The 12,411-nt window shown below is 36.9% G+C and carries 15 protein-coding genes; 2 read left to right on the forward strand and 13 right to left on the reverse strand.

The window, feature by feature from the left end:
- Window positions 1–101: 101 nt before the first annotated feature.
- The 10 genes from AC6F34_RS04960 to AC6F34_RS05005 all read right to left on the reverse strand — a co-directional run bounded on the left by AC6F34_RS04960 (window position 102) and on the right by AC6F34_RS05005 (window position 8,562).
- On the reverse strand, window positions 102–1,286 hold the full coding sequence (locus AC6F34_RS04960; protein ID WP_500769538.1) for a M14 family metallopeptidase: 1,185 nt from the start codon (window positions 1,284–1,286) through the stop codon (window positions 102–104).
- Between the two features lie 56 nt (window positions 1,287–1,342).
- Window positions 1,343–2,314: an ROK family glucokinase gene (locus tag AC6F34_RS04965; RefSeq protein WP_500769540.1), complete on the reverse strand. Its 972-nt coding sequence runs from the start codon at window positions 2,312–2,314 to the stop codon at window positions 1,343–1,345.
- Window positions 2,315–2,331: 17 nt separating this feature from the next.
- Window positions 2,332–2,529, reverse strand: coding sequence for a YqgQ family protein (locus tag AC6F34_RS04970; RefSeq protein WP_500769542.1), 198 nt, complete (start codon window positions 2,527–2,529; stop codon window positions 2,332–2,334).
- A gap of 106 nt (window positions 2,530–2,635) precedes the next feature.
- Entirely contained in the window at window positions 2,636–4,096 is a 1,461-nt protein-coding gene (locus AC6F34_RS04975) for a spore germination protein (protein ID WP_500769544.1), read from the reverse strand.
- Window positions 4,097–4,300: 204 nt separating this feature from the next.
- Window positions 4,301–5,842, reverse strand: coding sequence for a rhomboid family intramembrane serine protease (locus tag AC6F34_RS04980; protein ID WP_500769546.1), 1,542 nt, complete (start codon window positions 5,840–5,842; stop codon window positions 4,301–4,303).
- Between the two features lie 196 nt (window positions 5,843–6,038).
- On the reverse strand, window positions 6,039–6,218 hold the full coding sequence (yqgO, locus tag AC6F34_RS04985; RefSeq protein ID WP_500769548.1) for a protein YqgO: 180 nt from the start codon (window positions 6,216–6,218) through the stop codon (window positions 6,039–6,041).
- Between the two features lie 53 nt (window positions 6,219–6,271).
- On the reverse strand, window positions 6,272–7,051 hold the full coding sequence (locus AC6F34_RS04990; RefSeq protein ID WP_500769550.1) for a DUF92 domain-containing protein: 780 nt from the start codon (window positions 7,049–7,051) through the stop codon (window positions 6,272–6,274).
- 4 nt (window positions 7,052–7,055) lie between these two features.
- On the reverse strand, window positions 7,056–7,631 hold the full coding sequence (locus AC6F34_RS04995) for a 5-formyltetrahydrofolate cyclo-ligase (RefSeq protein ID WP_500769552.1): 576 nt from the start codon (window positions 7,629–7,631) through the stop codon (window positions 7,056–7,058).
- Window positions 7,632–7,729: 98 nt separating this feature from the next.
- Window positions 7,730–7,879 carry a 50S ribosomal protein L33 gene (gene rpmG, locus AC6F34_RS05000; RefSeq protein WP_053434400.1) on the reverse strand — a complete coding sequence of 50 codons (150 nt, stop codon included), beginning with the start codon at window positions 7,877–7,879 and terminating at the stop codon, window positions 7,730–7,732.
- 56 nt (window positions 7,880–7,935) lie between these two features.
- Window positions 7,936–8,562, reverse strand: coding sequence for a hypothetical protein (locus tag AC6F34_RS05005; protein ID WP_500769555.1), 627 nt, complete (start codon window positions 8,560–8,562; stop codon window positions 7,936–7,938).
- 363 nt (window positions 8,563–8,925) lie between these two features.
- On the opposite strand from AC6F34_RS05005, the gene AC6F34_RS05010 reads away from it, so the two are divergent.
- Together AC6F34_RS05010 and AC6F34_RS05015 are read left to right on the forward strand one after the other, a co-directional pair.
- Complete coding sequence (locus AC6F34_RS05010) at window positions 8,926–9,324, forward strand: hypothetical protein (RefSeq protein WP_500769557.1); 399 nt, start codon at window positions 8,926–8,928, stop codon at window positions 9,322–9,324.
- On the forward strand, window positions 9,317–9,760 hold the full coding sequence (locus tag AC6F34_RS05015) for a hypothetical protein (RefSeq protein ID WP_500769559.1): 444 nt from the start codon (window positions 9,317–9,319) through the stop codon (window positions 9,758–9,760). The genes AC6F34_RS05010 and AC6F34_RS05015 overlap by 8 nt, the downstream gene beginning before the upstream one ends.
- Before the next feature lie 163 nt (window positions 9,761–9,923).
- On the opposite strand, the gene AC6F34_RS05020 is transcribed toward AC6F34_RS05015, so the two are convergent.
- The 3 genes from AC6F34_RS05020 to pstB form a co-directional block, all read right to left on the reverse strand.
- Window positions 9,924–10,622, reverse strand: a complete 699-nt coding sequence (locus AC6F34_RS05020; RefSeq protein WP_500769561.1) for a hypothetical protein — start codon at window positions 10,620–10,622, stop codon at window positions 9,924–9,926.
- Window positions 10,623–10,892: 270 nt separating this feature from the next.
- Window positions 10,893–11,552: a phosphate signaling complex protein PhoU gene (phoU, locus tag AC6F34_RS05025; protein ID WP_500769563.1), complete on the reverse strand. Its 660-nt coding sequence runs from the start codon at window positions 11,550–11,552 to the stop codon at window positions 10,893–10,895.
- Between the two features lie 33 nt (window positions 11,553–11,585).
- Window positions 11,586–12,395 carry a phosphate ABC transporter ATP-binding protein PstB gene (pstB, locus tag AC6F34_RS05030; RefSeq protein ID WP_500769565.1) on the reverse strand — a complete coding sequence of 270 codons (810 nt, stop codon included), beginning with the start codon at window positions 12,393–12,395 and terminating at the stop codon, window positions 11,586–11,588.
- Window positions 12,396–12,411 lie beyond the last annotated feature (16 nt).

Below are 12,411 nucleotides of genomic sequence, written 5' to 3' on the forward strand. Positions count from 1 at the left end.
AAATACGTTCCTTTTGTTTCAATTATTTCAATCATATTATAATTATTGCAGTAAAAAAAGCCGTAAACGGCTTTTTCTTAAAAATTTTTCCATATGTTTTTTTACACATACATGGAAGCTAAAAAGATTCCAAGTACTTCTTCGTAAATCTCTTCAAATTGAGACAATGGTAGTGGATTAACTCCTCTGCCTAATTCGATCGTAAAACCAGGATTTCGAAACTCTTGAATAAACCAATCCTTATATCCTGCGTAGCTGTCAATGTTTTGGACCGATCGATAACCACTTACCCGTTCAAATTCAGCTGCTAACTCGGCAGATTCCTCTGGCTCTAACCCTTCAAACCCCCAATAAAACTCTGCTCCTTGTGTATGAAAAGCAAGCAAACGGTCAAAGTTTTCCTCTTCTGCGAAGTTGGCAATTGCAATCGCCTCAGGCTCCGTTAATGGTGCATATCCTGGAAAGTCCCTTGGACCAGGTTCTTGCTCCATTCGTTCGCTTTCCACTTCCCATTTAGCGGGAAATTGGTTATTCAAGTCTACTCCATTAATATTCGCCTTCCAGCCACTGAAATCCTCACTACCACGATTCAAGGTAATCAGCTGTTCGGCAAGAGCTTCAGGAGGCCCATAATGAACCAAATCCACTCCATCAGGATTGACCATTGGAACAATCACTAACTCGACTGTATTATATAGCGGCATCGTAAAAATCCCTCTAATCGGGCGTACATTCGTTAAGGAAAGAAGATAACTATTTAACAACGCCATTAATATTGGTGTTGTGATCCACTCATTCGCGTGAAACGATGCATTAATTTGGACCTTTTTCGGACCTTTCCCTATGCGAATCGCATCAATTGATTTTCCAAGGGCGCTTTCTCCTATTTTTTCTGTCGTTATAAAGGGATAGACAGCTTTTAACATTTTAATATCTTCTTGAAGCATCGCATAATCATACTCAATTTTCCGATTATACAACGGAGCTATGATTCTTTGAGGCAAATAAATTTCGGAGCCAATTACTAAATTATGTTCTTGAATAGTAGGATTTATTTGTTTTATTAGTTCAACAGATGTATGCCTTGATTGTCCTAACTTGTATAATGTATCCCCTTCTTTAATCGTGTAAGTACTTTCTGTAAAACCAGGGATGAAAATTTCTTGCCCGATTTGCATGGCTTGTGGATCGACATTTGGATTTGAATCAATCATTAAATTCATAGGTATCATAAACAATTGACTGTACTTCCATAATGTATCCCCCGGTTGAACTCGGATTTTCACCTTTGTCACTCCTCTCCATCATCACTATCCTATGTTTAGGAATGCATAAAAATGACTTACAAGTATGACTGTTCACGCTCATTCAGCGTTTTAGCTAACCATGCAGCTCCGTACACTCCTGCATCATTTCCAAGGCGGGCAAACTCTAGCAATGTCGCATGACGTACTCCAGAAAAAGCATACTGCTTAAAATATGTTGTGACGGGCGTTAACAACAAAGATCCCGCTTTTGATACGCCACCGCCAATGATCACTTTATCAGGGTTTAACACACCAGCAAGGTTTGCTAGAGCTAACCCTAAATACCGGCTTACATCATCTACAACAGTTAGAGCCAGTTCATCTTTTTGTCTAGCTGCTTCAAATACATCTATTGACGAAAACGCTTGTTTTTCATTCAATAATGATCGATTGTAAGATGTCATTTTATCTTTTGCTAACCTTACAATGCCTGTGGCAGACGCAATTGTTTCTAAACAGCCTGTCTTCCCACAGTTGCAAAGAATTCCTCCACTAGGAATCGCGGTAATATGCCCAATCTCCCCAGCTGAAAAGCTCGCTCCGTGAACGATTTGGTTATTGATGATGACTCCACCACCAACTCCCGTGCCGAGTGTTAAACAAATTAAGTCTTTTGCTCCTTCACCAGCACCTTTCCACATTTCCCCTAAGGCCGCACAGTTCGCATCGTTGTCGACGATTACGGGTAGTTGAAGTTTCTCTTGTAGATTCTTTTGTAGTGGATATTGGTCTTCCCAGCCAATATTCACACAATGAAGGATTGTACCTGTTTTCACATCAACAGGTCCAGGAGCACCCATTCCAATTGAAAGGATATCATGCTCGAGTATGGAGTGTTCTTTTCTTTTATTGTGTAATGATTGTGCAAGATCTTCTAGGATGTACTTTCCCAACTCACGATTATTTGTAGGAATCTCCCATTTATCAATGAGTATACCACCTAATTGAAAGAGAGCCATTTTTATCGATGTTCCTCCTAAATCAATTCCAACCAGCACCTTTTCCATACTCTTCTACTCCTTATTTAGTTTTTTGTAATCCGCTGTTGTTCATGCCTGAGCACTAGAATGGCTTCCTTAAACTGCTCGACGGAAATGAATTGCGCCTCATATAAATCACGGATTTCCATTTCCATTAGCTGAAGGTCACCTAATCGATTCCCAGTATAAATATATGTACCGTATGTCTTTAACAGTTGCTGTACTTCAAAAATCGTCTTCATGTTTACACCTTTTTTCGTATTGTACTTAAAGTATAAAAGATTTCGCTACAAGTAACAATGTACAAAAAAACTCCCTATATCCTTTTAAGACATAGCGAGTCTCTTATTAGCGGTCAGGGTCTTTTGGGTGAAGCGCTTTTGGTCGACTGCTCTTAAGTGGAATAGGCGATCGTAAAAGAACGTCACGAAAAGCACGGAAATTGAATGGAACAAATGGCCAAAAGTAAGGAACACCGAATGAATTCATTCTTGAAAGAAGGATAAATAGCAACGTGACTCCAACAACAAAACCATATATTCCAAAAATACTAGTGACAATAAGTAAAAAAATTCTTGCCAACCGGTTTGCTAAGCTCATTTCGTAGCTAGGTGTTGCAAATGTTCCAATCGCAGCAATAGCTAAATAAAGAACGACCTCATCAATGAATAGTCCCACACCTACAGCCACATCACCAATCATTAATGCTGCGACTAATCCTAGTGCAGCACCTAGTGAGGACGGCGTATGAATGGCGGCCATTCTTAACATATCAAGACCGACTTCAATAATGAGAAATTGAAGAAACAATGGAATTTCACCTGTTTCATTAGGGCCTATAAATGCTATACCTTCTGGTAATAATTCTGGTTGGATCGCAAACAAATACCATAGTGGCAGCAGAAACAAGGAACACCATACCGCAAAAAAACGAACTGCTCTTAAATATGCCCCTACAACGGGTTTATTACGATATTCTTCTGCATGTTGCAAATGATGCCAAAATGTTGTCGGCGTTATGATGACACTTGGTGATCCGTCAACAATAACGCATACATGCCCCTCATAAAGATGCGTAGCAGCAGTATCTGGCCTCTCTGTATATCGGACAAGTGGATAAGGATTCCAATGTCGCCCCGAAATAAATTCTTCAATTGTTTTCTCTGCCATAGGTAGCCCGTCTGTATCTATTTTTGCAATTGAATCTTTTACTTCTTTCACAATCTTTGGATCTGCAATATCTTCAATATATGTAACGACAACATCCGTTTGAGAACGTCTTCCTACTTGTAGATACTCCATTCTTAACGTTCGGTCACGGACACGCCTCCTCGTCAAGGCAGCATTAAAAACTAGCGTTTCGACAAAGCCATCTCGAGATCCCCGCACGACTCTTTCAATATCAGGCTCTTCGGGTCCTCTAATTGGGTATTCACGTGCATCGATGATAATCACATGGTCGATACCATCTACAACGAGTGCAGCTGGACCAGCCAATACTTTGTTGACAACATTATTCAAGTCGTCACTAATCTCAATTTCTATATAAGGTATATATGTTTTTACGAGTTTATTTAGCGTATCTCCTTCAAGCTGTTCGGCCGACAACTCAGATAACTTCTTCATCAAGCGATGTAAAATGTCATCCTTGGCAAACCCATCTACAAAGTAGAAAGTCATTTTTCTTTCTGCATATACTACCGGATGCTCAATGATGTCAAAGCTTTTTTCAATTCCCAATTCTCTATGCAAGTAATCGACATTCCGTTTAATGTCGGTGGAGACGGGAACTTTACGATTATGTTCCATGATTCACCTCTACATATTCCATTCATTTCCTAGTATAGAATCAGCTTTGACAACAGCAAAAAAAAACATACTTGAGGAGTATGTTTTTCTTCACGATAAGAGAAAATATAATTTTTCAATAAAAAACTATATGCGCTAACTAAAATCCCGAACACCTTTCAGTAAAGCCGGTTCTAGCAATCCTTATTTGTCGAAGAATTAAGATTAAGATCCTTGCCAGCGATGAAACTGTTCTATTAACTCAATATACTCTTGACGGTTCGGATCGATTTTTAAAGCTGCCTCTGCGCTTTCTTTTGCGTCGTCAAAGTTTCCTTCCTCAATATAAAGAAGTGCGAGGTTATAATGAGCTTCATGCATCGACGGGTTAATCCTTACAGCTGCTTCTAAGTTCTCAAGAGCATAATCATATTTCTCTAACTTAATTTGAGCATAACTGATTAAAAACAATGTATTAGCTGATTCACCATGTATATCGACAAATCGTGTTAATAATTTTTCAGCACTATCAAACTCTTCCTTGTCAATATATTCTTGAGACATAAGAATCGCTGTTTGTTCATCATATCTACCCTCTGGATTTGAATATCCATAGTATAGTAGCCCAGTCACCAATATGGCGGATATTGCTGCAAAAACTAGCTGTGTATAGCGACTCTTCTGCTTTGGGAAGTGAACAATTGCTGTTGATAGGAACCCACCGATTAATCCGCCTATATGACCTGCATTATCTATTCCAGGAATTGTGAACCCTAACACTAAATTGATACCAAGTACAAATAGTATATTCAACCCGATTGTTCGGAAGAAAAGATTACGGTGGATCAATCCAAAATAGAGCAACGCACCGAAACAACCAAAAATTGCACCACTAGCTCCTGCTGATAAACTCGCACTAAAGATGAAGCTAAGTAAGGAGCCAAAGAAGCCTGCGAACAGGTAAATAAATAGAAATCTTGCTCGACCATATATTCTCTCAACTGCTGTACCTAAGTAAAACAATGCCAGTGTATTCATTAATAAATGTAAAACCCCAATATGCAAGAAAATCGGCGTTATAAATCTCCACCATTCTCCTTCTAAAATAAGCGGATTGAACTTCGCACCATATTCTAATAGAACTGCCGTATTCGTACTGCCACCCTTGTATTCTAAAAATAAAAACATCAGTACTTGCGTAATCAGAAACAAGTATGTAAATAAAGGTTTACTGTATGAAAACACAGCTTGTTCTTGTTTCGTTCTATTTTTAGCGGTTTGAATAACAGAGTGCTTCAGCAAATCGATATCATAAACTTGTTCCTCTTGTTCAAAAACAAAGGGCTGTTCTCCATTATATTGGGTATTAAGTGAAAGGATTGCATCATTAACATGTTGTGTATCGAGAAGGATTGAACGCACGTCTGTCTTATTTCCTTCGTGAACAAAAGGCTTTTCCAAACGAAATTCGTAATCATCTACAGGAGGGTATGTACTCACATAAAGGTTGAGTATGCTCATTCTTCTTTTTCGCAGTCTTTTGCGTATTCGTTCACCATTCATTGCTGTTTTTTCGATATCTCGTTGAATTAAATTGCTCCAGTCCAAGTCAGAGGCTAGAATTCGAATGACTTGGTATCGTTTGTTCTCCATTTTTTCTAACCATAATTCATGATCATCTTTCATCAATTGTACAACTCTATAGTTCTCTTGTGTAATAAAGTACAGGGCTAACTTCCAAAACAAGTACTCTTTTTGAATCCTCAAAACTTACCACTTCACTCTCATCTATAACTAATCCTGCTATTACTATAGGCAATGCGAGCCTAGTTTGTAAAGAAATACCCACTCTATTCTTATTTCCTTTATAAATAAAACGTAAACAAATAGAAAGACCTAGTTGGCTTCATTAAAATAAAAAACCACAGGACACTATCCTGCGGCACATTTTGTGTTCTAATCATTACGGCATAAAAATTGATTTCATCATACGTGATCTGAAGGACGGAAGATCCATCATTGTTCCAACTACGAAGCGACGAAGATATGGATTTCCCAAAAAGGAATTCATAAATTTATATCGGTTTTGATAGATCAAATATCCTCCCATACCAATGAGAAATAAAGAGATTAGTTTTTGCACGAATAATTCTCCTCCTTTTCTATAGTTTGTGAATATCATTCTACAATTATCCACTAAAAAAAAGAGAAGAGAACAAAGTATAAGACACCTAGTGCAGTTGCGATGAAGCAGGATAAAAAATTCACTACTTCATTATTGAACGAGCGAATCCCACTAATTAACGTTGTTGGGTGATGACAATGAATTAGCTTTTCAACAACACTCTTACACTCTCTACATTTATATTTTGCTTGCACAAATGCACCTAGCAGTGTATCTATAAAATTGCCAATCAATCCTAAGAGAGTGATCAGTACGAGCTGTCCAATTGTCAACTCCCATAGTATGAATGCTGTAATCGCGATTAAGAATGATGCAATAATGCCTGCAAATGTTCCAATTGCACTGATTGCACCAGAGGTTCCTCTTTCCACTTGCTTAAAACCAATCATCGAAATCGGATTCTTCTTGCTTAATGAGCCAACTTCAGAAGACCAAGTATCTGAATTCGCACTTGCAAAAGAAATGGCAAAGCCGATAAGAAACATCTCTTGGGCTGTTAGAAGATACAATAAACTCGCAATACTAGCAACGCCTCCATTAGCAAAAACTTGCGCCCAGTCCCTCCTAGAACCCTTTTCTTGTTTAAGATTTGCTTCTTGCTTCTGCCGTTTTCTAAAAACAGAAAGGAAGCTAGAAGTACCAAAAAACATTCCTAATATGATTAATCCTTTAAAGCCAAATCCTACGCTAATGACAACTCCAACAAAAAATGCTGCGATCGCACCAGACTTAGTAAGTAATTTATATCGAAAAGCAAAAATAGAAATAAGAAATACAAATAAAAGCAGCATTAGCTCACTCATATTGACAACTAATCATTCCTATCGGTGTAATAATTGATTGAACTGGTCGATCAAATGATTCAATCGGCACGCTCGTCATCACCTGTTCCTCAAATGCTAACGAAATGGTTTTCCCACTGTATGTTTGTAAATAACGGTCATAATAGCCTCCGCCAAAACCTAAGCGATAACCCTTCCTAGTATAAGCAAGACCTGGGACGAGCAGAAGTTCAATTTTATCAGGAGAGCACTCCGTCGTGTTATGTTCAATTGGCTCCATAATCCCCACGTATCCCTTTTGTAAGTCATCTGTGGATGCTATTTCACGAAAGATCATCTGTCGAGTCCGATGAATGCATTTTGGGACGACAACACTCTTCCCTGCATTCCATGCAGCTCTCATTAATCGATATGTATCTACTTCTGGAAAATTTGATACAGTCATACCGATTGTACTGGCTTGATTCCATGCATCCGTTTGAAAAAGCTGATCTGCGATTGCCTGTGATTGAAGTTCATATTCGTTACGATCTTTATTATGCAATCGAACTTGAAGCTGCTGTCGAAGATTTTTTTTATATTCATTCATATCCTTCACCATTTCCTCTTTCATCACATTAGAAGTTAACCAAAGGAAGTAATACTTTCCTAGACAACAAAAAAACAGCAGGTAAGAATACCTACTGTTTATTTTGTTTCACGGTGTGCAGTAGAACGCTTGTCTCTTGGGCAATATTTCTTAAGCTCAAGGCGATCTGGATTGTTTCTTTTATTTTTTTTAGAAATATAGTTACGATCTCCACATTCTGTGCAAGCTAACGTAATATTTACACGCATGTAATTTCCCTCCAAACTATGAAATGCTAGTTCGCTCATACGACTTTTCTATAATATCACTTTTTAATTGGAAATGCTAGTGTGTTTTTTAAAAGGAGACGATTAAGTTTTTCCACTTCGCATTTGTTATCTCCTTTAACAATCCAAGTATCTCCTTCTTTCATTCCTTTTCCCGGGAAATCAATGTCATGCGCATATACACTGATTGCATTTCCTTTCCTCATTGGTTGATATTTTAATCTCCCCTCAGTTAACCACAGTGACTCTGATTTCATATTCCATAATGGAATGACTGATGCTTCAGAATATTTCTGACCGAGAAAAGTTCCGTTCACCATATGAATCATTTCGCCTGTGATGTGATAAATCATATTTTCAGTTGGAGAGATAAAGGTTAAATTCTCCGCTATAGAAAAATCATTATAATACATAATAAATAATCGAACCGATCTTTTTACGGGCATATGATTGATTATATATATGCGATAGTACTTCACTTTTGAATGAATCGGTCCTTCTACAAACCTTAAAGATAAACCGATTTCATGAAAGGCCTTTTCAAGTCCATCATCTAGCCAATACAATTGATCGTCCACCAATACACATGCCTGTAATGTTAACTTTTTGATTGAAGATTTTCCAGATACATAATCAAATGATTGAATAGCATGTTCCACTTTCATCATGAAGCCTCCCTCTTGTTCTTCTCAACTAGCTAGTCTATCAAAATGTTCAAATTGAACGACAGAATGCTTGTCCAACTTCCTTGTCTCATTATCAGAAAATTCTTATGAATTAATCGTAGCACCAACTATCAGAACACACAATAAACAGTTTTTGTCGGTTATTGATGAGACTAATTGGGACCTGAGAAAAAAGTTATTTTTTTTCTTAATTCAAATAAAAAAATCGCAATTCGACAATCCTTCCCTCCTCTATAATGATGCCAACATGACAGATAATCACAAAATTTGAAACCTTTGCGGTTCATGTCGAAAGATTTATGATAAAATGAGGTTGTCTTTTATTGTGAAGAGGTGTATGAAATGGAACTTGTATTAATAGCACTGCTTGTCTTTGGAGTGCTTGTATTCGTATTATCGATCTTTCAAAAAGATCCTTATAAGCATTTAAAATCAGAATTAGATCAAATGAATATGCAACATATTCAGGACATGTATTCAGTCAAAAAAAAGCTAAAGCTTTTAGAAGAGGAATTATTGCTTGAAGACATTCAACTTCCCCCAAAAGTAACACAGCAATCAAAAAGCCAATCAGAAAAAAACGAACCAAAAGATGTTCATGAAATCATAAAAAACCAAGTTATCCTTCTATATAAGCAAGGACTTACAACAGAACAGATTGCTAAACAGTCTTCATTAGATACAATGAAGGTACAAGCGATTGTAACAGAAATGAAGTTTCGAGGCGATTTACATGAATAAAAGAAGCACTCGCTCCTTTGCATATGGAGTTCTATTCTCAACTACTATGATTGGCATTGCCTATTTAAGCTTCGATTCAGACTCAGAGATTAAAGCAACCCCCTCACTGGAAGAAGCTATTAACCTTTTAGAAGCAGAAAATAATGTTATCCTGTCAAACGAAGAGTTTAAAGAACTTACAGAAGAGACAGAACCAATTAGCGAAGAACAACCTGCAGAAGAACCAATAATCGAATTCACATTAGAAATTGGTGATGGCATGACACCTGCTCATGTTGGCTCTCATTTAGAGGAGAATGAAATCATCATTGACGGAAATGAATTTTCAATTTACCTGGATGAACATGGCTATAGCACAAAGCTACAAAAAGGAAGCTTTCGTTTAAAGTCGGATATGAGCTATCGTGAAATTGCCAAATTAATTACAAAAAGCTAAAAAGGGAAGCCGAATTTTAATAAGTCATTCTCTTTTGAGGTACCCGCAGAGATAAAAACAGCTATAAAAGCAGAGCTAATCACATATGAATTAGCTCTGCTTTTTTCTTTAATTTTGTAGGTTATAACAAACTTTGATTGCCATGTTAGTTGTAAATAACTAATTATCGAGTTGAGCCTGAAAATTCTTCCTGTTTATTATTCAACTTCTTTACCCATTCACTATCATTCCAAATATTAGGTTTGTCAATTGTTGGATTTTCATCACGCACCAAGAAATCGTAACTATCTTTCCCACCAGTATACCAATCGGCAATGACTAACTTGCTGTTTATATTACGTACAAGAAATTCAGTGACTTCACCAAAACCACCTACATCTTTAATAATTTCCACAGGTAACTTTAAATAGAGAAAACCTCCATCCACACCCTCAGTATACTCCACTTCCCAAACCCCAATCTCAATATTTTGGACATTATCATTAAATTTGCCTTTTACATTATGTTCGGATTGAATTTTCTTTTTCGTATACTGTTTAAGATTATCGTTGTTTACAAATGTATCCAATTCAATTTCCAATCCGTTCCAGACGGCTTTGTAATAGTCATTAAGCACTCTCACACACATTTCATAAGCCATTTGAAAATCTAGCTCAGAAACTTCACCTTCATTTTTAGCTAAATATTCAGGATGATTTTGTAAAATATTCCGTTCAGTGCTTGTCGTAAATTCTGTGTTTATAGCACTATCTATGGTAATATCTCCTGAGACCACAGTTGTATTCTTTGCGTACTCATTAGTAGTATCCTTGTCACAGGAACTCAGGGTAAATAAGACTACTAACAATAAAGCAAATTTCATTGTAGCCCCTCCAATTTTAAAATTAGAACTTCTAAGTTACTCATTTAATGTGTAGACGATGTTATTGTTAATTTCGTTACAAAAAGACTGATCTTGAACTATTCTGCTCCGTTAGTATATTTTCGCTCTAAAAAAATGTGAAAAAGCAGTGTGATTTCAGATGCGAAATCCACTGCTTTTATATTTGCTTTTATATTCGTTTTTTCTTAAGGTCTGGCTCACAGGCTTAAATTCACATATAAGCCAATAGAAACGAGCTTAGCGCTTTTCTTATTTATTCAAGTTAAATTGCTTACCCTTCACTAAATAGAAGATATGCTCTGCTATATTTGTTACATGATCTGCTGCTCGTTCTAAGTATCTGCAAATGAATGAGAGCTGGGTAATTTGCGATATTTTATCCGGCTGCTTTGCACTTATTTGTAGGAGCTCAACAATTGTTTGACCATACAAATCATCAACAAGATCATCCATCTCTACTACATCCTTTACTTTCCTAAGATCCTCTTCTTGGAAAGCTTCAATGGATAATGACAGCATTTGAATTGTAATTTCATGCATCTTCTTTATGTGCTCGATTGGTTTTACAAGTGGTTCAGAGCCAATACGAATAGTTGATTTGCCAATATTAACAGCAAAATCTGCAATTCTTTCAATGTCTGTTGCAATTTTTATCGCTACAATAATTCTTCTTAAATCAATAGCAACAGGTTGCTGTTTTGCAATTAGTAGAATCGCAAAATCATTAATTTCCTCATCCAATAAATCTGCCTTCGTATCTCCCTCGATAATCGAAAGCGCCTTCTCCATATTTTGAGTTTCTAGCGCTTCAATGGACTGATTTAACGCTTGCTTTGAAAAATCTGCAAGCTCTAAAATCATATCCTGGAGTTCATTTAATTCAAAATCGAATTTTTCTCTAATAGACAACATGAATCCCCTCCGTCTGATAAATCTCTTTCTTTATCCGAAACGCCCAGTAATATAATCTTCTGTTCTTTGGTCAGAAGGCTTAGAGAACAGAGTATTTGTTTCTCCAAATTCTACGACCTCTCCATTTAAGAAAAATGCCGTTTTATCGGAAATCCTTGCTGCTTGTTGCATATTATGCGTAACAATAATGATACTGTAATCATTCTTCAACCCTTGCAATAACTCCTCTATTTTTAAAGTAGAAATAGGATCGAGCGCAGAGGTTGGTTCATCCATTAAAATGACATCGGGTTCAATCGCTAATGTACGGGCTAAACAAAGTCTTTGTTGCTGACCGCCTGATAAGCCGTAAGCATTTTCACTCAAGCGATCCTTTACCTCTTCCCACAATGCCGCTTTCTTTAAACTTGATTCTACAATTTCTTTAATAAGTTTTTTATCTTTAATGCCATGAATTTTTGGACCATAAGCAACATTTTCAAACACCGATTTAGGAAAAGGATTCGGCTTTTGAAACACCATTCCTACCTTCGTTCTTAATTCCTCAACAGCAAAACTTGTATTAAAGATATCTCTTCCTCTATATGAGATCGTTCCCTGCGTGCGAACAATTGGAATTCTTTCAATCATGCGATTTAATGTTTTAATATAAGTTGATTTTCCACAACCTGAAGGTCCAATTATTGCTGTTACTTCATTCTCAGCGATACTTAAATGGATATCCTTTAGTGCATGGTGATCTCCATACCATAAATTTAACCCATTTGTTTCGAAGACATTTGGTTTTGCTTCCTTTATTTTAGTTTCTTCTATTATTTGTCGTTCTTTAAGAATTTGCATGTATATTCACCCTCCG

The organism is Niallia sp. CD-39 (assembly GCF_059874745.1).